The 21785-nt window shown below is 31.9% G+C and carries 24 protein-coding genes; 2 read left to right on the top strand and 22 right to left on the bottom strand.

Annotated elements, in window-relative coordinates:
- Positions 1-90: 90 nt before the first annotated feature.
- From dxs to ELQ16_RS01040, 14 genes are all read right to left on the bottom strand, one after another.
- The gene (gene dxs, locus ELQ16_RS01095) at positions 91-1929 is read right to left on the bottom strand and encodes a 1-deoxy-D-xylulose-5-phosphate synthase (RefSeq protein ID WP_134237731.1); all 1839 of its coding nucleotides are present in this window, start codon (positions 1927-1929) and stop codon (positions 91-93) included.
- On the bottom strand, positions 1926-2744 hold the full coding sequence (fliH, locus tag ELQ16_RS01090) for a flagellar assembly protein FliH (protein WP_134237730.1): 819 nt from the start codon (positions 2742-2744) through the stop codon (positions 1926-1928). The genes dxs and fliH overlap by 4 nt, the downstream gene beginning before the upstream one ends.
- Before the next feature lie 8 nt (positions 2745-2752).
- A complete protein-coding gene (gene fliG, locus ELQ16_RS01085) occupies positions 2753-3781 on the bottom strand; it encodes a flagellar motor switch protein FliG (RefSeq protein WP_134237729.1) in 1029 nt (342 codons plus the stop codon).
- A complete protein-coding gene (gene fliF / locus ELQ16_RS01080) occupies positions 3781-5466 on the bottom strand; it encodes a flagellar basal-body MS-ring/collar protein FliF (RefSeq protein WP_134237728.1) in 1686 nt (561 codons plus the stop codon). Before fliF ends, fliG begins: the two co-directional genes overlap by 1 nt.
- Before the next feature lie 161 nt (positions 5467-5627).
- Positions 5628-5795, bottom strand: a complete 168-nt coding sequence (locus ELQ16_RS09915) for a hypothetical protein (protein WP_166739636.1) — start codon at positions 5793-5795, stop codon at positions 5628-5630.
- Positions 5796-6088: 293 nt separating this feature from the next.
- Positions 6089-6259: a hypothetical protein gene (locus ELQ16_RS09910; protein WP_166739635.1), complete on the bottom strand. Its 171-nt coding sequence runs from the start codon at positions 6257-6259 to the stop codon at positions 6089-6091.
- An 11-nt stretch (positions 6260-6270) separates the two neighbouring features.
- Complete coding sequence (gene hisC, locus ELQ16_RS01075) at positions 6271-7371, bottom strand: histidinol-phosphate transaminase (protein ID WP_134237750.1); 1101 nt, start codon at positions 7369-7371, stop codon at positions 6271-6273.
- Positions 7361-8434 carry a prephenate dehydratase gene (pheA, locus tag ELQ16_RS01070; protein WP_134237727.1) on the bottom strand — a complete coding sequence of 358 codons (1074 nt, stop codon included), beginning with the start codon at positions 8432-8434 and terminating at the stop codon, positions 7361-7363. The genes hisC and pheA overlap by 11 nt, the downstream gene beginning before the upstream one ends.
- The gene (locus ELQ16_RS01065; RefSeq protein WP_134237726.1) at positions 8422-9189 is read right to left on the bottom strand and encodes an HAD-IIA family hydrolase; all 768 of its coding nucleotides are present in this window, start codon (positions 9187-9189) and stop codon (positions 8422-8424) included. Before ELQ16_RS01065 ends, pheA begins: the two co-directional genes overlap by 13 nt.
- Before the next feature lies 1 nt (position 9190).
- Positions 9191-10396: a diaminopimelate decarboxylase gene (gene lysA, locus ELQ16_RS01060; RefSeq protein ID WP_134237725.1), complete on the bottom strand. Its 1206-nt coding sequence runs from the start codon at positions 10394-10396 to the stop codon at positions 9191-9193.
- Between the two features lie 16 nt (positions 10397-10412).
- Positions 10413-11471: an LptF/LptG family permease gene (locus ELQ16_RS01055; RefSeq protein ID WP_134237724.1), complete on the bottom strand. Its 1059-nt coding sequence runs from the start codon at positions 11469-11471 to the stop codon at positions 10413-10415.
- A 2-nt stretch (positions 11472-11473) separates the two neighbouring features.
- Positions 11474-12019: an aminoacyl-tRNA hydrolase gene (pth, locus tag ELQ16_RS01050; RefSeq protein ID WP_134237723.1), complete on the bottom strand. Its 546-nt coding sequence runs from the start codon at positions 12017-12019 to the stop codon at positions 11474-11476.
- Entirely contained in the window at positions 12016-12552 is a 537-nt protein-coding gene (locus tag ELQ16_RS01045) for a 50S ribosomal protein L25/general stress protein Ctc (RefSeq protein ID WP_134237722.1), read from the bottom strand. Before ELQ16_RS01045 ends, pth begins: the two co-directional genes overlap by 4 nt.
- A 64-nt stretch (positions 12553-12616) precedes the next feature.
- A complete protein-coding gene (locus ELQ16_RS01040; RefSeq protein WP_279586249.1) occupies positions 12617-12790 on the bottom strand; it encodes an XRE family transcriptional regulator in 174 nt (57 codons plus the stop codon).
- 156 nt (positions 12791-12946) lie between these two features.
- Here ELQ16_RS01040 and ELQ16_RS10120 point away from each other — a divergent pair, with 156 nt between their 5' ends.
- Positions 12947-13129: a hypothetical protein gene (locus tag ELQ16_RS10120; protein WP_208335050.1), complete on the top strand. Its 183-nt coding sequence runs from the start codon at positions 12947-12949 to the stop codon at positions 13127-13129.
- Between the two features lie 47 nt (positions 13130-13176).
- The gene (locus ELQ16_RS10115) at positions 13177-13404 is read left to right on the top strand and encodes a hypothetical protein (RefSeq protein WP_208335049.1); all 228 of its coding nucleotides are present in this window, start codon (positions 13177-13179) and stop codon (positions 13402-13404) included.
- Between the two features lie 22 nt (positions 13405-13426).
- Here the strand turns inward: ELQ16_RS10115 and ELQ16_RS01030 are convergent, their stop codons facing one another.
- The 8 genes from ELQ16_RS01030 to greA are packed head-to-tail and all read right to left on the bottom strand — an operon-like array spanning position 13427 to position 21776.
- Complete coding sequence (locus ELQ16_RS01030) at positions 13427-14395, bottom strand: transaldolase (protein WP_134237721.1); 969 nt, start codon at positions 14393-14395, stop codon at positions 13427-13429.
- Positions 14392-15018, bottom strand: coding sequence for a phosphoserine phosphatase SerB (gene serB / locus ELQ16_RS01025; protein WP_134237720.1), 627 nt, complete (start codon positions 15016-15018; stop codon positions 14392-14394). The genes ELQ16_RS01030 and serB overlap by 4 nt, the downstream gene beginning before the upstream one ends.
- Positions 15018-15536 (bottom strand): chemotaxis protein CheW, encoded by a 519-nt coding sequence (locus tag ELQ16_RS01020; RefSeq protein WP_134237719.1) that lies wholly within the window; start codon positions 15534-15536, stop codon positions 15018-15020. The genes serB and ELQ16_RS01020 overlap by 1 nt, the downstream gene beginning before the upstream one ends.
- A 4-nt stretch (positions 15537-15540) precedes the next feature.
- The gene (locus ELQ16_RS01015) at positions 15541-17868 is read right to left on the bottom strand and encodes a chemotaxis protein CheW (protein ID WP_134237718.1); all 2328 of its coding nucleotides are present in this window, start codon (positions 17866-17868) and stop codon (positions 15541-15543) included.
- Positions 17869-17871: 3 nt separating this feature from the next.
- Positions 17872-18828 carry a chemotaxis protein gene (locus ELQ16_RS01010; protein WP_134237717.1) on the bottom strand — a complete coding sequence of 319 codons (957 nt, stop codon included), beginning with the start codon at positions 18826-18828 and terminating at the stop codon, positions 17872-17874.
- A 1-nt stretch (position 18829) separates the two neighbouring features.
- Complete coding sequence (locus ELQ16_RS01005; RefSeq protein WP_134237716.1) at positions 18830-19561, bottom strand: UDP-2,3-diacylglucosamine diphosphatase; 732 nt, start codon at positions 19559-19561, stop codon at positions 18830-18832.
- The gene (locus ELQ16_RS01000; protein ID WP_134237715.1) at positions 19558-21291 is read right to left on the bottom strand and encodes a phosphoethanolamine transferase; all 1734 of its coding nucleotides are present in this window, start codon (positions 21289-21291) and stop codon (positions 19558-19560) included. The genes ELQ16_RS01005 and ELQ16_RS01000 overlap by 4 nt, the downstream gene beginning before the upstream one ends.
- Entirely contained in the window at positions 21291-21776 is a 486-nt protein-coding gene (greA, locus tag ELQ16_RS00995) for a transcription elongation factor GreA (RefSeq protein WP_134237714.1), read from the bottom strand. Before greA ends, ELQ16_RS01000 begins: the two co-directional genes overlap by 1 nt.
- Positions 21777-21785: the final 9 nt, after the last annotated feature.

The following is a 21785-nucleotide window of genomic DNA, read 5'->3' as shown; positions in this document are numbered from 1 at the left end:
TTTATTAAATAATAAAAGATTATAGATATTTATAAAATAAATTTTTAAAATATTTATTAAATATTTATAATAATCAATACAAATTATTATTTAAAAATAGGTTTTAACCTTATTAAGCAAACTTTGAACATCAAGTTCTAAAGACTTTTCTACTTCACTAGTTTTACCATGCTCTATAAATTTATCTTCGTATTCAAAAGAAACAATTTTTATATTTAAATCATTAGTTTGTACAAAATTTTGCAATAAACTCCCCACGCCACCAATTTTTGCATTTTCGCTAAATACAAACCAAATTTGAGAAATTTTAGCTAGCACTTTTAAAAGTGTCTCATCTAAAGGCTTAGCAAAAATTAAATCAATCAAGTTAGCATTTTTTCCATCATTTTGCAATTTTTCTAAAACCTGCCATGCCTTGCCCACGCCTTGTCCATAGCCTAAAAATGCAACTTTACTTCCATTTTTTACAAGCCACTGTGCTTTGGCAAATTCTATCTTACAAGGATGAAATTCATCATCTAAAATAAAACTTCCCCTAGGATAACGAAAAGCGATAGGACCTTCATGAAAATATGCATACTCCATAATCTCTTGCATCATAGCTTCATCTCTTGGAGCAAGTAAAGTCAAATTTGGCAAAGGAGCTAAAAAACTCACATCAAAAACCCCTTGATGCGTCTCCCCATCTTCACCTACTATCCCTGCTCTATCCATAGCAAAAACAACATTTAAATTCATGATAGCACAATCATGTACAACTTGATCATAAGCGCGCTGTAAAAAAGTACTATAAATAGCAATAAAAGGTTTAAAGCCCTCTTTTGCCATAGCAGCCATAGAAGTAACCGCGTGTTGTTCTGCAATAGCTACATCCCAAAAACGATTAGGATAAGTTTCAATAAGCTTTTCAAGTCCTGTTCCACTAGGCATTGCAGCAGTTACGCCAACTATATTTTCATATTTTTGTGCTAAATCGAACAAAGTATTGGAAAAAATCTCTGTAGCCGATTTTTTAACATCACTCTTTTTAAGACTTTCTCCACTATCCACATCAAATGCCCCTACTCCATGCCACTTAGCATGCTTTCCTTCAGCCAAAGCATAACCTTTGCCTTTGATGGTTTGTGCGTGGATAACACAAGGTTTTTGCATAGCTTTAGCTTGTTTTAAAGCAGAAATCACTTCACTTAAATTATGCCCATCAATAGGACCAATATATTCAAGACCAAGCTCTTCAAAAAAAAGTCCTGGAGTAATAAGCTTAAAACTTTCTTCAAAGCGTTTTGCCATATAAGTCGCACCTTCTGGCAATACATCCAACATCTTTACCACACGCTTTTTAAATCTTTGGTAAAACTGCGTTGCCATCGCTTGAGAAAGGTATTTTGAAATCGCTCCAATAGGTTTTGAAATACTCATTTCATTATCATTTAAAATGATCACACAAGGAAATTTAGAATCGCCTAATTCATTTAAAGCCTCATAAGCCATTCCCGCACTTAAAGCCCCATCGCCTATTAAAGCTATAGGAATACGATCTTCATTTTTTAAAGCTATAGCTTTACAAGCCCCAACTGCTAAAGAAATCGAAGTGCTAGAATGCCCTGCTACAAAATAATCTCCCTCATTTGGCTTGGTATAGCCGCTGAGTCCATTAAATTGCCTCAAAGTGTGAAAAATATCTTCTTTACCGCTTAAAAGCTTATGCGGATAAGATTGATGAGATACATCAAATATAAAAGGATCTTTCTTTGCATCAAAAACATAATGCATTCCTATGCTAAGCTCTACAACGCCCAAATTTGAGCTTAAATGTCCGCCATTTTTGCTAACAACATCAATGATCCTTTCTCTTAAATTTAGCGCTAAATGCTCCAAGTCTTCAACGCTCATAGCCTTAAGATCAAGATCTTTAAAAGAAAAACTCATTGCGAAACCATTTGTTTGATTTTAGCCAAACGATTATTTAAATTTGATTCTATATTTCCCACATCACTCAAAACAATGACACTACCTTTACTGATCGCATCATCTAAAGTGATCTTAATCTGAGAATTTTGTTCAAATTGTGCTTTTAAAAATTCATAATCACTTGAATTAACTTTTAACTCAATCGCACTGGCACCCTTAAGCTCAGTGATTAAATCCTTAGCTAATGCAAAGGCAATTTTGCTTGAATTTTCTTCAAGTTCTTTAAGTATCACTTCTTTAGCGATATCTAGCGCAGCATCGGCTAATTCTTGTTCATTTTTTTGCACAAAAGCATCTAAATTTACACAAGCCTCATTAAGCTTTGCAACACTTTTTAGATACTTATCTTTTAATTCACTTAGCTCTTTTTCGTATTCTGCCTTGGCTTGTTCGTAGCCTTCTTTTGTGAATTTTTCTTTGGCATTTTCAAGTTCAGCATTTAAACGATTGCTAAATTCACTTTCTTGACTTTCAATTTGCATTTGAAGCTTTATAATATTTTCTGACATTTCATCTGTTTTTTTAAGCAAATCCTCTACAAAACTTGGTGCAAAAGCACTTTCTTCTTTTGCTGTGACATTTTGTTGCTGTGCTTCTTGCTCATTTTGTTCTTGTTGTAATATAGGTTGTTGCTGAGTGTTTTCTTCAATCTTTTGTTTTTCTTGCTGCTTTTCTTGCTCGCTTACAAATTCTGACATTACTTTAAAGCGATAACCTTCAATAACATGTTTATTTGAGTTATTTTGTGAAATCACATTCGTATGCTTAATCATTTAATACCCTATTCTATCATCTCATCGGCTTCGCCAGTTTGCACCAAGCCTTGCTCTGCAAGCTTTTGCACCACTTCAACCACTTTTCTTTGTGCCTCTTCAACATCTTTAACACGCACCGCACCCAAAAAGCCCATTTCTTCAAGGAAAGCTTCGCTCGCACGGCTAGACATATTGGACAAGAATTTTTGCTTCAATTCCTCACTTGCGCCTTTTAAGCCTATCATCAAATCACGCTTATCTGCAACTTTTAAAATTTCTCTAATTGCCGCGGTGTTAAGTTTAGAAATATCATCAAAAGTAAACATAAGTTCTTTAATAGTTTCAGCCAAGCGCTCATCGCTTTGTTCTATGTAAGAAATAGTTGATTTAGATGCTTTTTGTCCTAAGCGATTAAGCACTTCAGCCACCGCTCTTGGGCCTCCCACTTCAACCTTATAAGAAGTAAGGCTTTCAAGCTTACTTTCAAGCACAGCAGAAACCCTTTTAATCACAGAAGGAGAAATATCGCCAAGATTTGCCATTCTTATCACAACCTCAGCTCTTAACTCATCACTAAAATACTCCAAAGTTTCAGCTGCATGAATAGAATCCATATGCGCTAAAATCAAAGCTATGGTTTGCGGGTGTTCTTTTGTGATAAAGTCTGCAAGCTGCTGAGGCTTGATTTGTGCCAAGTATGCAAAATTTTGATTATTTTCCATACTTTTGGTAAGTTTTTCTAAAATTTTATTTGCAATTTCAGGACCAAAAGTGCGGTAAAGTATTTCTTTGGCATATTCCAAACCACCACTTTTAATGTATTGATTAGACTGAAGCAGAGTATAAAATTCCTCTAAAACCGCAGTGGCTATTGCACGATCAACATTTTTAGCCATAGCAATATAGCGAGAAATTTCAGTAATTACATCAATTTCCATATGCGAAAATACCGAAGTTGTAGCATCTTCACCAAGTTGTATGAGAAATATCGCTACCTTTTCAGGCATCGATAAATCATCATAAATCATTTTTTGTTCTTCACTAAGCTTGATCATCAAATATCCTTATGTTCGCTACTAAATTCTGCATCATTTTCAATCAAACCTTGAAGCAAACTTGCAATTTCTTGGCTTTTATCGCCAACCATAGTTTTAAGTTTTTCAAGTAAAACTTCGTATTGCAATTCATCTTCATTAATACTTTCACCAAGACCAAGCTGTTCTTCAACCTTTTTCCTTGCGGCATTAAATTTCTCCAAAGCATCTTCAGCATCATCAAGCACTACACTATCACCTTGCATAACTTCTTCTTGCAAATTAACATCTTGCAGCATTTTTTGTGTAAATGGAGCAATAACTTTTTTGTAAAAAATAAAAAGCAAAATCGCAGCAATAATATATCTTACAGGAGGGATAATAGGCTCGATAAATCTTGCATAAAAAGTCTTAACCTTACTTTCCACTTTGACTGTAGTTTTTTGGAATTCTAAGTTACTTACTGTAACTTCATCCCCTCTTGCAGCATTATAATTGATAGCACTTTGAACTAAATTCTTGATATTTTGCATTTCATTATCACTAAGCGGGGCATATTCAAGTTTTGTATCGCCATTTTCATCGGTAATTTCTTTATATTTTCCATCAATCACAACAGCAGCTGAAGTTCTCACTATAGTAGCAAATTCTTTTTTTGTGCTAGTGATGGTTTTTGAAAGCTCGTTATTGGTTGTTACTTGATTTTTTTTATAAATTTCAAGCTTATTATTGGGATCTAGCCCTTCCACAGGTCCTATATTAGAAACCGCACCTGGAACACCTTGAATTTGAGGATCTTGTCTGCCTTGTTTTTCTTCATTTAAGGTTTGTTCGCTACGAATGATTGGATTTGGATCATAAATTTCGCTTTGTGATTCTTTTTTAGAAAAATCAAAATCAATATTTACATTAGCCACAACTTTATCAACACCGCCAGCAAAAGGAGCAAGGGTATTAACGATTTTTTGCTCCAATTCTTGCTCGTGATCTCTTTTGTATTTAATTTGCGCTGCAATGATATCAATATCATAAGCTTCTTGCTCATCTAGAGGCACACCATTTTGATCGGTGATTTTTACATTTTGAGTTGTCATTTTTGGAATGGCTGCTGCAATGATATTTTTTATCCCATCAATTTGTTTTCTAGTGAGCTTTAAGCCTTCTTTAATATTCAACACTACAGAAGCAGTAGGCGGGGTTTGTCTTTGAGTAAATACACTCTCCTTAGGAAAAGCTATGTTTACCGTTGCTTGTCTTATAGGCTCTAAAGTTTCAATAGTCCTTGAAAGTTCGCCTTGTATTGCCCTTTGATATTTAATTCTTTGTTCTTCATCTGTAGCCCCAAATTGCTGCTGATCAAAGCCTTCAAAGCCCATACGACTGTCTTTTAGCAAGCCCTCTGAAGCCACCATCATTCTTTGTCTATAAACTTGATCTTTTGGTACTAAAATTGTAGTTTCATCTTTAAGCTGATAAGGCACTCCGTTTTTTTCAAGCTGTGCAACAATTAAAGCTGAAGAACTAGGATTGACATTTTCCACTAAAACCGCATAATTATTTGTCCCGCTAGAACTTCCACGATAAAGAGTTAAAAATACTAAAAAACCGACAACAAGCACGATAGCTGCTGCAATAACAATGCGTTGCTTGCGAGTTAAATTTTGATAAAGTTGCCCAATTTGATGCAACATATTTTTAAAATCCATTAATCCTCATCCCTATAGTTTGCTCAATTTTAACATAATTTTTAATAATTTTTACATAAAAATTATGTAACTTTGTATAACTTTGATACATTTGAAATTTATCTTAAGCTTATATTGTCTTTGTTCGTTTTCAAAACCAAATACAAAAATGATTTAAAATACTAAAAATTTAATTTTTCGAATTTAAATTCAACAGACTTAAGCTCGGTAGTATTTTCATCACCAAACCACTCCAAAAGTTCTATTTTTATCAAAGTTTTAATTTGATTTTTTTGATTTTCATTTAAAACATAAGGGCTATAAATTTTAATACAATATTGCCCTTTCATAAAAAGCCAATATCTCGCAAGCATAGGTGATATATCGCAAATAGTATTAGGCGGACAAAAATAATCATCAATGATTTTAACACTGCTATATGCGTTTGTAAAATTATTTTGTCCTAAAAGTTCATCAAAGCGTTTTTGAAAAAAAGGTGCTTTGACTTATTTCAAAAAGATTATAGATTAAAAGCTCATCGTTTTTTTGAAAATTCATTGTTATTTTAGCTATTTTTCTATTTCTTTTAAATCCAAATCCGTAAGCTCTCTAGGCGTTTTTTTAAGATATATACTCCCAACTGCTAAACGCACGATTTTTTATGGTTGAGTAAAAGTTCTGTCTTGACCACAACATCAGCAAAATCTAAAGCCTTTTCAAGTTTTGCTTTAAGTTCTTTTTCTTCTATGTCTTTAGCAAAAGAACTTAAGCTTAAAAATACGATAAAACAAGCTAAAAATCTTTTTAAAAACATTAAATTTTATTTTAAACCATGCTGTAGATTCCACCAAACTCCACAAAAAATCTTTCATTTTGATAAGGTGTCCCAATAGTAATTCTAATCGCATTTAAACCATAGCTTTTTAAATTTCTTACAATAATACCTTTTTTAAGCAATTCTTCACACAAAGCACTGCTATTTTTCTCATCAAAAAAATAAGTGATGAAATTGGTATAACTTTCAATAAATTTAATATTATATTTTTTAGCAAAATCCTTAAAAAGCTCCATTTGATAAAAATTATTTTCTAAGGTTTTTTTACTAAATTCATCATCATCTAACGCTGCAACTGCTGCTTTTAGAGCTAAATTACTCACATTAAAAGGTGCACGAAGTTTGTAAAATGCACTAATAATTTCTTTGCTTGCTATACCATAACCAATGCGTAACCCACCAAGCCCATAAAGCTTAGAAAAAGTCCCCAAATAAAGCACATTTTCATAACTCTTTATCAAGTCTTTTGGCTCTAAGCGCTTTTTGCTATCTTTAAAAGATGCAAATTCATTATAAGCTGCGTCAATTATAATTAAACAATCCTTATCAACACCCCTTATAAATTCAAGCACTAAATCCTTATCTAAACACTCGCCCAAAGGATTATTTGGCAGACATAAAAAAATAATTTTAATTTCATCTCTATGACTTTCATAGAGTGCTTTAAACTCGTCTAAATCATGTGTTATACTTTGCGTTTTATAGCATTTTGAACCGCATTGTTTAGCATAAATTTCATACATCGCAAAAGTCACTCCGGCTTGCAAAAAAGCATTTTTAGAATTTAGCTTAGAATGGATTGCAAATTCTATAACTTGATCGCTACCCGCACCAATGATGATATTTTCATTTAAAACGCTGTATTTTTGTGCTAATTTGCTTTTAAGTTCTACCATACTATCATCAGGATAAAGATTAGCTTTAAAAGCATTTTCTTCTAAGGCTTTAATAGCCTTTGGTGGAGCACCAAAAGGATTTTCATTACTGGCTAATTTGATAATTTCTTTTACGCCATATTCCTTAGCAACCACTTCTATATCTTTGCCTGGTTCATAAGTGCTTAAATTATCTAAAAATTCATTAAATTTCATTTTTTTCTCCAGATAGATACGATCCCAACCAAACAATTTCATCAGCTTGCTTCAAAGCCCTTTGGACATTTTCATCATCAATGTGTCCTTCAAAATCTATATAAAAGCTATGTAAAAATTCCTTAGCTTTAACAGGACGCGATTCAAGCTTAGTAAGATTGATATTTTCTCTTTTAAATTCATACAATAAATCACTAAGCCCTCCTGGTTTATGTGCCGTATGTGCCAGAATGGAAGTTTTACAATTATCCATTTTAGGGTTTTTAATATCACTTAAAATCAAAAATCTCGTGCGATTTGCTAAATTATCTTCTATAGTATCAAATAAAATTGGCACATTATAAAGCTTGGCTGCTATTTTGGAACAAATCGCTGCTGAATATCTATCTTGCGAAGCTAAATAAGCAGCATTAGCTGTAGATTTTGAAGGTACAAATTCGACTAAATTTAAACCATGGCTTTCTAAAAATTTACGGCATTGATTGTAACCTTGTGGATGAGAATAAATCCTTTGTATATCTTTTAAATTTTCATTTAAACTCACAAAAGAATGATGAATATCCATATAAATTTCGCCAAAAATTTTAAGTTCTTGATATTTTCCTAAACAATCAAGCGTAACGCCTACTGCACCTTCAGTGTTATTTTCTATAGGCACAACACCGTATTTTGCCTCTTTATGTATTAATTCTTTAAACACATCTTCAATGGTTGCTAAAGGGATATAACGACTCATAGCCCCAAAACGACTTCTTGCAGCTTGATGAGTATAAGTTCCTTCAGGTCCAAAATACGCCACACTTTGAGGCATTTCTAAATTTCTTGATACAGCAAAAATTTCTTGATAAATAGCTTCAATAGCGTTTTGATCCAAAAGTCCAAAATTAGTATTCTTTAAACGATTGATAATCGCTCTTTCTCTTTCTGGACGATAAATGGTTCCACCCGAATTTTGCTTAATTTCTCCTATGGTTTTAACATAATTCATTCTCTCATTTAACAAAACTAAAATTTGGTCATCCACTGCATCAATTTTTGCTCTAAATTCCTCTAAATTTGGCATTTTAGCTCCTTTGTAATTTCTAAAACACTAGGATAAATCCCATCAAGCAAACTTGTATCAAGTCCTTTGGTATCGCTAATTTTACCACTTAAAACAAGCAAAGTTTTCATTTTAAGTTCTTTAGCTTTTAACAAATCTCCCTTAAAATCATCGCTAATGATTTTAATATCTTTAAATTCGGCTCCCTCATTTTGCATTTTTAAAAGCTTTAAAGCCTCATTATAAAAAGCAAAACTTGGCTTCCCTATAACTTCATAATCAAATTTTATAGCATTTTTAAGCATAGCCATAATACTTCCAACGCCTGGATAAAGCCTATTGTCCTTTTTATAAATGCTAGTTTCATGCATAGCAATCATTTTCAGCCCATCTTTTGCAAACTCTATCATGCTGGCAAAATCTTTAAATTTAAAATTATCGTAACTCGCTACAAGCACGGCTTGTGGGTTTTTAAAATCAAGTTCAAAACCGAGTTTTTCTACGCTTTGTAAAAACTCACCTGCTCCAAAAGCAGCAATTTTACAAGGTTTTAAATAATCTTGCAGAACACAAAAAGGATCAATATAAGCATTTTCTTTAATAGCTAAGCCTTTTTGTCTTAAATTTTCTAAAAAATTAAGTTTTTTTGTATTGTTTGTAATGATAACATAAGGCAAATTTCGCTCATTTAAAAAATCAATTAAATCTTTCGCTCCACAAATCAAAGATTTATCAGCATCAGAAATCAAAGTCCCTTGCACATCTAAAAAAAACATTTCAAGCCTTTAAAAATTTAACTTCCAAAGCAATTTGATCTTCAAAACTCTCTCTTTGACGAATAAGTCTAATCTCGCTATCTTCAACTGCAAGTTCGCATGCACGATTTCTTGTATTATAATTACTACTCATACTAAAACCATAAGCGCCTGCGTTTTTAATAATCATTATATCTCCATTTTGACTTTGAGGCAAAAGACGATCTTTAGCAAAAAAGTCACCACTTTCGCAAATTCCCCCTACAACATCGCACAAACTTTTTTCACCTTCGCTAAAAGGCAACAAAATTTCATGATAAGCCTCATATAAACTCGGACGAATTAAATCATTCATCGCAGCATCTACAACAATAAATCTTTTATGATTGTTATTTTTCTCATACAAAATGCTACAAACTAATTCTCCATTTTTTGCAACCAAAAAACGACCTGGCTCCATTCCAATAGTAAGATCAAGCCCGCTTAAATTTTCTAAAATTCCTTGTGCATAAGCGTATAAATCAGGTTCTTTTTCTCCTTCATAACCAACGCCTAAACCTCCGCCTATATCAAAAAATTTAAGCTCAATTTTTAGAGCTTTTAATTCTCTTACTAGCTTTGCAACAATGCCCGCAGCTTCATGAATAGGAGAAATATCTAAAAGCTGCGATCCAATATGAAAATGCACGCCAACCGGCTCCAAAAAAGAAGAATTTTTGGCATATAAATACATTTTTCTAGCAGTTTCAATTTCTACGCCAAATTTGTTTTCATTAAGTCCTGTGGAAATGTAAGGATGAGTTTTTGCATCGACATTTGGATTAACGCGGATACTGATTCTTGCTTTTAAATTAAGCTCTCTAGCTACACTTTCTAAAAGCATCATTTCAGCTTCACTTTCAAGATTGATATACAAAATATCATATTCTAAAGCAAGTTTTAACTCTTCTTTAGTCTTGCCTACTCCACTAAAAATGATTTTATAATTTTTAGCTCCAGCCCTTAAAGCGCGTTTTACTTCCCCGATACTGACGCAGTCAAAGCCGCTATCAAGTCTTGCTAACATTTGTAAAAGACTTAAATTTGAATTGGCTTTTACAGCATAAAAAATTTGTGATTTTCTTGCCTTAAATGCCTCTTTTAACGAAAGAAATTTTTGCTTAATAGCATCAAAATCATATATATAAAAAGGCGTTTGAAAATCTTTTCTTAATCTTTCGTAATCCATATTTAGTTTTCCTTTATCATCTGTGTTTAAAAAATAAAAACAAAGCCGCCAAAGACAAGCATAAAACTGGGAAAATAATACCCAATTCTGGTATCAAAACACCATTTTCACTAAGTCTTAAAAATAAAAATAAAACTCCCCATACTACAAGCGTAACAATTAGAAACACAAAACCAATAAAAGCTAAATTAAAAAATCGCCCTATTGCTGGAAAAAAATAATACATTATTAGCATCAAAAAAGGAGCAAAAAAAGGAGCAAAAATAAGGATATAAAGTTCAGTTTTTAAAGCATTGGTATTAATACCTTGTTGAGAAAAAATTCTAATTCCTTCAATAGCATCAATAATCGAATTTGAATTCACGCTAGCAGCTCCTTCGATAATTCTTGGTTTAAAACCATATAAAGCTTGCGTTTTATCATATTCCGCCAATTTCAACCCTTCTTTGCTTAGGTTAAAATCTTGCGGCAAATAAATCTCTTTAACATTATCAAAAACCCAATGGTCTCTATCAAAAAAAGCACTTGAAATTTCAGAAACTTGAGTGAGTTTTAAATCTTTAATATCAAAAATTTTCATCTCCATCACTTTGTTTTGCAAGGGATCAAGCTTTGAAATATAAATAAATTGTTCATTGTATTTTAAAAAAATATTATCACTTTGATTTGCTAAAACTGCGTTATTTAAAATATTTCCCTTATAATTTTCAGCATACGCAAAAGGCGTGGAATTTAAACCCACATAAACAAGACAAAAAAACAAAGCCCATAAAAAAGGATATAAAATCACATGATTTTTGCTCAAACCCAAAGCATAAAGACTAACTAATTCATTGCTGCGTATCATGGAAATTAAAGACATGATTAAAGCAAAAACCAAAGACACGGGCAAAATATAGCTCATCGCAGAAAAAGATAAAAAAATAACATATAAGATATCCAGATTAGCAGAATCTGGCAAATTTTTAAAATTCAAAAGTAAATCTACGCCAACAAAAAATAAAACCAAAGAAAAAAATATAATAAAAAAACTCTTAAGATAAATAGCTGAGATAAAACGAAAAAATACACTCATACTCAACTCTTTAGGCTATATTTTGATGATACAGCAGTTAAATCACCGCTGCTAATAAGCTCAAGTAAGGCTTTTTTGGACTGCTCTAAAACCTTGCTTAAAATTACTTCTTCATCAGTTTTAAATCTACCTAAAACATGAGAAATTACATTTTCTCCTTTTCCTACCCCTATGCGCACTCTTTCATAATCGCTTCCACATAAACTATCAATGCTTTTAAGTCCATTATGTCCACCACTTGAACCGCCTTTCTTAAAACGCAAAGCCCCTAAGTTAATATCAATATCATCATGTATAACTATAATTCTTTCACATTTATAAAAATCATTTACGGCTTTGACACTAAGTCCTGAATTATTCATATAAGTACTAGGTTTAAGAAGAAGCAAGGAAGAACCTATTTTAAAAAGTTCTCCTTTAAATTTAGAATTACTAAGATTTGTAAAATTGCTCTCTTTTAAAAGCAAATCAATTAACATAAAGCCCACATTATGGCGAGTATCTTCATACTCTTTGCCTATATTGCCAAGCCCTACGACTAAAATCATCTAGCTTTTTCTACGCCAACAACTGCAACTCTATCCGCATCTACCATAGTAACACCCGCAGGAACTACTATATCTCTAACAAGCAAAGCATCGCCTACATCAAGCTTACTTACATCAAGCTCAAAAAAGTCTGGTAAATTTTCAGCCGCACATTTTACTTTTAGTCTTCTTTTTGATTGGATTAAAACACCTTTATTTTTAAGACCTATTGCTGTTCCTGTGATTTTTACTGGAACCATGTATTTAGAAATCACGCCTTTTTGTGCAACTTTTAAATCCACATGCTTAAGTTCTGCAGTTACAGGATCTTTTTGATAATCTACAACTACAACGCTTAAAGTTTGTGAACCTACTTTTACATCAAAAATTAAGCTTGTTTTTTTGCGAACTTCTTTAATAAAATCATTTATTTTAAAAGCCGCATTGATGTTTTCTAATCCTTTACCATAGATGTTTGCGATTAGATAACCATCTCTTTTTAAAGCTTTAGCTGCTTTTCTACCGATACTCTCTCTAACGATACCTTCTAACATCTTTTGTCCTTTCTGAAAAAATAAGGGTTTATTATAGCTGATTTTGGCTTAGTAGAGTATAAATTTATTTAAAGAAATCACAAATATCTATTTCAAAAATTTCAGCCATCTGAAACAAGTGATTTAAATTAAAATGTGCTCCTCTATAATGCCTTTCTGCGCTTGCGACAATAGATACACTTTTATGTCCCAGCAATAAAGATAATTCTAACTGAGAAATTCCTTTTTCTTTTCTAATTCTTGCAATATTTTCCTTATTTTACGATGTTTTTCTGACATTTTTTATTTCATGCAACTAAGCCTTATAACACTTTATTTATAAGTTTAGTTTTTATATAATTTTTCATTAATCATTTATAACACAAAGCATTATTAAACTATAATTTGGATTAGATTGGACTTGGAGCCAATCATAGTAAAAATAATTGACAAAAATGAAGGATTAGAATGGAGTTTAGAGTATGTTAAATTCATTGAAGTCGAATATAGAAAATTTCTTTTTCTATGTCTTGAAAACAAAGAAGCACCTATAGTGCCACCAACAGATGTTGATAAATTTGGCATTATCATATCTTAGATACATTAAAATACGCTCAAGATTGTGAAAATATCTTTGGTTACTTTTTGCACCACTTTCCTTATTTTGGAATGCGTGGTAAAAAAGATCTAGAAAATCTCAACAAATCTTGGGATGAAACTTGTCTATTATATGAAAGAAGATTTGGAAAACCATCAAAATATATAAAAGAAAATTTATGGAAAGCAGTAGGCAGATGTCCAAATTACGGCAGAAGATCGCCATCTAATATTTTTTCAGTTAAAAGACCAACTCTAGCGGATGTAAGTGCTTAATCTCAAGCGAGATTAAGCTAATTTACAAAGCTTTTAAAATATCTTCAAATGCTATGCAAAATTGCTCTAAACCATCATCTAGCAAAGTTTTGCAAGCTTTAGTTAATTCATCTTGTGAAATATTGGCATTTAATTTCTTCTCTATACACTCATCTTTTAATGGCTCTTTAAAGATCAATTCCTTACCCAAAAATGCTCTAATTGCATCTAGTGGTGCCGTATTGATGGCCTTTTCATAAAGAAGTTCTTTGATATAATAATCCTTTGCTAAATCATCACCTTTTACACCTGTGCTTGCAAACAAGGCTCTAATGCCTTCTTCATTTTGTGAAACAATATACTTATAAGCCTTTGTGGCTGTTAAAATTCCTATGGTATTTTTATCTACTACTCTCTCATTTAAAAGCCTATCAAAACGACTTACAAAGATACTTATAACCGCTTTTGGCTCTCTTGATCTTGGATTGTTTTTTCTAAATTCTTTAAGTCCAGCACTTAAAGCTTCAAAACAAGACTTGCTTTGCTCAAAATCAAAAATCAAAGTCGCATTGACACTAATTCCATTTTTCATCAATTCATACATCACTTCATAAGAAGCCTTGGTAGCTGGAATTTTAATCATCACATTTTCTTTGGCTATATTTGTATAAAGCCTTTTTGCCTCGCCCAAACTAAGACTTGTGTTATCATGAAATCTTGGATCGATCTCAAGACTAATAAAACCATCATTACCTTGATAAAACAAAGGAGCTAATTTATCGGCGGCTTTCTGTATATCGGCAATTGCGAGTTCTTCATAAATTTCTTTTGCTTTTTTGCCTCTTAATTTGGTAATTTTTTCCTTATATATAGGCGAGGTTAAAATAGCATTTTTAAAAATAGCAGGATTTGAAGTCGCACCATTAATCGCATTTTTTGCAATTAAATCTAAAAATTCATTGTCCAAAAAATTATTTTCTATAAAATCACACCATAGGGAAAATTTTTTCATTTTATCACCTTTATAATCTCTTTTAAATCTTTTTCATCTACGCAAATATCTGCATAAGTTTTTAAAATTTGTTTCGCACAAAAAGCTATTTTTAAACCACTCTCTTTAAACATAGCAATATCATTAGCACCATCGCCAACGCACATCACTTCTTCATTTTTTAAATTTAGAAATTTCTTTAACCTTTGAAGCATAAATCCTTTAGAATTTGCAAACATAATTTCCCCACCAACAAGACCGGTTAAAACCCCATCTTTATGATGCAAAAAATTTGCAAAACCTAAACTAAAATTTAATTTTTCTTGAGCAAAATCAATGCCCTCATGAAAACCACCGCTAAAAACAACAGTTCTGATCTGCTTAGAATGTAAAAATTCAATAAGCTCACAACTTCCTTTCATCAATGGTAAGGTTTTGCATACCTCTAAAACAGTTTGGTATTTCATATTCTTAAGCAAAGATACTCTTTGAACTAAGCTTTCAAAGAAATCAAGCTCCCCATCCATAGCTTTTTGTGTGATCGCCTTAACTTCATCACCTACCCCATAGACATTCGCTAAAATATCTATGGTTTCTCCATCCATTAAAGTGGAATCAAAATCAAAAACACAAAGTTTTATCATTAAAATTCACGCTTTAAAAGAGCTTCAACTTTTAATATAGTAAGGATATTATCATCTCTTTTACCTATACCATAAATCATACCCTTTTCTTTCAATAAAGTCTCAGGCGGCGGATCAATCCTGCTTCTGTGAATTTTAATAGCTTCGGTGAGTCTATCTATCACAAAACCAGCATTTCCTCCAACACCACTGCCATTGCTTTCCCCTTTAAGCACTATGTAACGAGTTTGAGGAGTCATCTTTGAACTACCCAAATTAAATCTTTGAGCCAAATCAATGAGAGGCATAACATTTCCTCTCATATTAAATACACCTAAAACATAAGAAGGAACACTAGGAACTCTTGTATATTCTATAGGTTTGATAATTTCTTGGATATTAAGAATTGGAATAGCATATTCCTCTTCCCCAACCACAAAGCCAACCAACTGAATAATATCATCATCACTATGGTTTGTGCCAACACCTGCAATTTGCGTTTTTTGTCTTTGCAAAATTTGATTTAATTTCTCACTCATGACATTATCCTAATTTTAAATTCTTTCTGACTACATTTTCTAAGTATTCTGGCGAATAAGGCTTAGTGATATACTCAGTCATTCCTACTTCAACGCCTCTTAAACGATCAGTTTTGCTTGTTCTTGAAGTTACAGCAATTAAAGGCAAATAGCGGTATTTAGAATACTTTCTAATTTCGCCTGCTAAAGTATAACCATCCATTCTTGGCATCTCAATATCAATCAATACTGCATCGATATCATGCTCATTAGATTTAATAAGACCTAAAGCTTCAACACCATTTGTGGCTTCTAAAGTTGAAACTCCAAGCGGCTCTAAGGATTTTTGCATTAAAGTTCTATCCATCTTAGAATCGTCCACAATTAAAACTTTATAATCACTTGGTTTTTCTTTTGGTTTTTTCGCACTTGATTCAATCTGAGCCTTAATATCTACCTTAATTTCCTTTGCCATATCCATCATGGCGCCCACATCAACAATCAGAGTTACCCTACCATCACCACGAATGGTAGCTCCAGCAATGCCTTGAATATTTTGCAAATAATCACCCATGGATTTAATAACAATCTCTTCTTGACCCACAAGAGTATCTACAATAATACCTAGTTTACTTTCAGCAATACCCACAACAACCACATAAGTTTGATCACCACCTTCAAGAACTTGCTTAACTCCAAAAACATCTGAAAGTCTTACAAGAGAAAGAACTTCATCTCTTAAACGCAAGACATTTTTACCTTCAATTGTATAAATATTATCAATTGGCACCCTAACCGTTTCAAGAACACTTGCAAGTGGTATAGCATAAAACTCTTCTTGAGTTCCTACAAGCAAAGATTGAATGATTGCTAGAGTTAATGGAATTTTAAGTTTAAATGAACTTCCTTTACCCAATTCACTGTCTATTTCAATAACACCATTAAGTTTTTCAATATTCGTTTTAACAACATCCATTCCAACACCACGACCAGAAACATTTGTTACCTTCGCAGCCATTGAAAAACCAGGTTTAAAAATCAAAGCAAAAGCTTCCTTATCGCTCATTTGCTCTGCTTCTCTTTCAGTAATTAAATTCTTCTCAATTGCTTTTACTTTAAGTGCATTAGCATCAAGCCCCTTACCATCATCGGTAATTTCCACAACAATATGATTACCTTCATTATAGGCCTTAAGCTGCACTATACCCTTTTCTGGCTTTCCTAATGCCAAGCGTGTGGCTGGATCTTCTATACCATGATCACATGAATTTCTAATCATATGCATAATAGGATCACCTATTTCTTCGACAATAGACTTATCAAGTTCTGTTTCTTCACCTGAAATTTCAAGCTCCATTTGCTTACCAAGCTCACGACTTAAATCACGCACAACTCTTGGAAATTTATTAAAAACCTTTGCAATTGGTTGCATTCTTGTTTTCATAACCGCAAGTTGGACATCAGTTGTTATGATGCTTAATTGACCTACGACTTGATTAAGCTCTTCTAGGAATTTTTCTCCTTCATAACGCTCTTCTACATCATCATAAATTTTAAGCAAACGGTTTTTACCCAAAACAAGTTCGCCAATTAAATTCATTAAATGATCAAGTCTTTTTACTTCAACACGGATAGTTTGATCCATAGATGAGCTATTTGCACCACCTACAGCAGGAACTTTTTTATCTGCATTAGCTCCAGAATTTGTTTGTGTTTTAGGAGCTTGTTTGGCCACATTAGCCTTTTCTTCTTGTTTTTTTCTCTCTCTTCTAGCTTGATCCTCTGCTTTTCTGACTTTTAAAAGTCTTTCAATTTCAGCTTCAACTTCAGAGTCGCTTAACTGATTTACATCAATTTCTGGCTCCTCTTTTATTTGTTCTGATGCCGATGTTTCTTGTGTTTGTGGTTGTGAAATTGCATCAGAATTCTCACTAGAGTTTATCTCAGCAGAGCAGCTATCATTGCCTTCAGAAATTGCAGTTAATTTTGTGCAAATTGGCTCTATATCCATTCCAATAGCCGTATCATTGCCATTATCCCTAATAGAATTAAGCAAAGTTTTCATTCTATCAACTGACTCCAAAACCACATCCATGATATCTGGAGTAATTTTCAACTCTCCGTGTCTTGCTTTGTTTAAAACATCTTCCATATGATGAGTAAGTTTTGTCAAAACATCAAAATTTAAAAAGCTTGATGAACCCTTAATGGTATGAGCAACGCGAAATATACTATTTAACAGCTCTAAATCTTCTGGATTAGTTTCCAACTCCACTAAATCATGGTCGATTTGCTCAACTAACTCAAAAGCTTCAACCAAAAAATCTTCAAGTATTTCTTGCATATCTTCCATATCTTACTCCTGTTCCTGTACTTGACGCTCTTTTAATACACGCGCTATTTCAGCAAAAAAGTCACCTGCATTAAATTTAACCAAATAACTTTCTCCGCCTGCTTCTTGAACGCCTTTTTCATTCATAAATTCATTTGACAAAGATGAATTAAATACTATAGGAATGTTTTTAAATCTTGCATCAGCTTTTAAATGAGCTGCGAAATGGAAACCATCCATTTGTGGCATCTCAACATCACTTACTATAATTTTTAAATGCTTATGTAAATCTTCACCATAAAGCTGATAAAGTTCTTCGAGTTTTTCAATCCCTTCAACTCCATCCTTAGCTTCTACAATATGAAGTCCCATTTTTTGTAACATTTCTTTAACGCGTTTTCTAGCAGTTAAGCTATCATCTAAAATTAATGCTGTACCACTAAATTTTTCAATTTGAGAATAATCAATATCGCTTCTTGGAGAATATATGCCAAGCTCTTCTACCACACTCTCAAGATCCAATATAAGCAATACCTCATCATTTTCTATACGCGTTACACCCGTGATCTTACCCTTATCTAAAGCTCCAGATCCTGTAGAAAAAGTAGCTGGCTCAATATCCTTCCAATTAATACGGCGAATTCTTTTTGCCTCATGAACGATAAAACCTATAAGAATATTACTAAATTCAGTAATGATCACTCTAGGCTTTAACATAGCTCCTTCTGGCTCTTTGATTTGCATCCACTTGGCAAGATTAACAACCGGAATTACCACACCACGAAGGTCAAATATTCCTTCGATATAATCAGGTACTCCTGGTAGTTCTGTAAGGCTAGGAATTTTTATGATTTCTCTCACTTTGGAGACATTAACTCCATAAATTCCTTCATAAACCTTATCTTGACCTTGTTTAAAGATACGAAAATCAACAAGCTCCATTTCATTTGAACCCGTTTTTACGATATTTTCTTCAAACATTTCAACACCTCAACTTCTGTTCTTGAAATTTTACTTTGTCTTGGCATTCTACTACAAAAAAACTTCTCTCATATGCAAAACTTGGTAAGTTAATATAATTAATTTTTTCTGTATTGAAAATAAAATTTTGATGATAGTGTCCTTCGATGACCCAATGTCCATTTGCTTGATATTTTTCATATCTTTTTTGAACTAGATTATCAAAATTATCTATTTTGTAAAAAAGATTTTTGTTTGTTTGATTTTTTAAAATTTGTTTTGAAATGGCATGAAAGGTAATGTTATTTAGAAAATTTAAAAAAATTAATAAATAGTGATTTCTTAAAGTTTTTAGTATAAATTGCAAAAAAGGCTTTAAAAAAATATCTCCATGGGCCAATTGAATTTTTTGATTTTCATCTTTTGTAAAAAAACACTCTAAGGGTTGAGAATTAATATCAAAAACTTTAACATTTCTAAAAAGATTTTTTAAATTAAAATCATGATTTCCTTCTAAATAAATAATTTCTATTTTCTCGGTTAATTCTTCAAGTAAATCAATATAAGGCTTTGCGAAATCATGAGTAGCAGAAATTTCACCCACCAATAAATCAAAAATATCACCCATTAAAATAAGTTGCGAGGTAGAAATTTCACCACTTCTTAAAGCTTGTAAAAATTTCCAAAATCCTTTTCTTTCTTTATTTTCATGAGCATCAGCAATTAAGATTGCTTTATTTTGTATAAAAATCAATGCTTTGCTTTCTCACTTTTTAATGTCTTATCATAATCAACTTTACCATTAAAAAATCGAATTCTTTTAGTGTTGAAATCTTTACTTAATACATCTCTTGTAGCTTCATAATCTTTGACTTTAATACCTCCAATAGTTACCATTACATGGATTAAATCATCAATCATAAAAGGCCTATCTTTTGCTTTAAGTATTTTATCTACTAACTTAGGATTATTTTGTTTAAATTTGTCACTTACTATGAAAAAAAACGGAATTTCAGCAGTAAATTTTGAAGTCACAAAATGCTCCGCTCTATCTCTATACTCATATACACTTTCTCCATGATCACTCATATAAACAATAACAACTTCTTTATCTTTAAATAAATCAAAAATTTCATTTACAAAATAATCATTATAAAGGACAGAATTTGCATAAGTGGCCACAATTTCTTTCTCTTCAATTTCAAGATTTCTATCAATATCATCTGCATTAAATTTAGCAAAGCCTTTATCATACCTTCTATCGTATCTAAAATGTGTTCCCATTAGTTGCAAAATGAAAAAATCTTTCTTATTTATTCTATCTTCAATAAGTGACAACATTTCAGCATCCAATGCCTTAGTAAAAATTTTATCATCTGTTGCAAATTTATTCAGAAAAATAGTTTCTTCTGCACGATTTGCCACAGCAGTAGTAATACTTGTATGGCCACTCATAGGTTCGTGATTAGATATAAAAATACTCTTATAACCCGCTAATTCAAATAAATCAACGATATTTAATCTATCATGCCAATTTTCTTCATTTTCAATATTTGAAAAATTCATAACCCTTCTAAGCGATGCTTGAGTGCTTGCAAAAGGTGATATAACATCATTAAATTTAATTAAATTTCCATTTCTTTCCAACACTTTTAAATTAGGTGTGGTTTCTAAATTATAGCCATACAAACTCATATAATTTCTCTGGGTACTTTCACCGATAACAAGGATAATATAAGGAATTTTCTTCTCAACGCTCACCCCCCCCCTATAAGAATTTGCAACTTTTTCATAATTATTTAGATAAAAATTATAATTAGCCCATATACCATTATTGGAATAGAATCTAAAAAATTGCTCTGGAATATCAATCAAAAAACTAAAATTAATCTTATCTATAGAATTTATCCCATGTTTTTTAGCAAAATAGCGATTTGCACAATCTAATACTAAACCCAAAATCACTGCAATATAAATAAAACACATTCCTGTTAATATTTTTTTATTGGATATATGTAGATATTTTTGATTTTTTTTAGTAAAAATAAACCATAAAAAAACACAAAAGAAAAATAAAACACAAGTGACTATTAACTTAAAATCGATATAAAATTCAGCAAATTCACGAATTTCTTTCAAATCCGTCTGAAAAATAAGATCTATAAATAAAGGATTAAATTTAGTAGAATAATTTGCTAGTAAATATCCTTGCAAGATAAAAGCAAAAATTGCATATATAGTAATAAAATACAAAAAAAATCTAGCTTTTTCCTTAAAAAAAAGGAAAAAAATATGAATGATGAAAATATTTAATACAAAAACAATAACGATATTTTTTAGTGCTTTAAAAATAAGCCACTCTAAAATATCGCGTTCAAAAGTCAAATAACTCCACCATAAAGATATACTGATATCTAATATAAAAATTAAAGATATATATGGAAAATACTTAACAATAAAATCAAAATATCTTTGTTTTACCATCAAAACTCCAAGGCTTTGTACTCTATGGAAACAATTTCAAACTCACTTTCACCTTTTGGCAAACGCACTTTAAAATCATCTCCTTCTTTTTTTCCAAGCATAGCCCTTGCTATAGGCGAAGCTATGGAAATATAACCTTTATCCAAATTTCCTTCACAAATTCCAACTAAAGTATATTTACTTTCTTTTTCTGTATCTAAATCCATAATCACCACAGTTGAACCAAATTTTACACTATCATGCTCATAAGATGAAGGATCAATAACTTGTGCCCTTGCGATCAAATCACTAAGCTCTGCGATGCGACTTTCTATTAAAGCTTGTTTTTCTCTTGCGGCGTGATATTCTGCGTTTTCTTTTAAATCTCCATGACTTCTTGCGGTATCAATTTCTATCACAACAGCTGGGCGTTGATTATCTTTTAAATCTTTTAACTCGGCAACTAATTTATCATATCCAAATTGACTCATAGGTTCTTTTTGCATTATCCATCC

The sequence above is a fragment of the Campylobacter sp. US33a genome, assembly GCF_004378855.1.
Classification (GTDB): Bacteria; Campylobacterota; Campylobacteria; order Campylobacterales; family Campylobacteraceae; genus Campylobacter_D.
The sequence above is the reverse complement of the archived record's forward strand: the minus strand, read 5'-3'. Positions and strand labels throughout refer to the sequence as shown.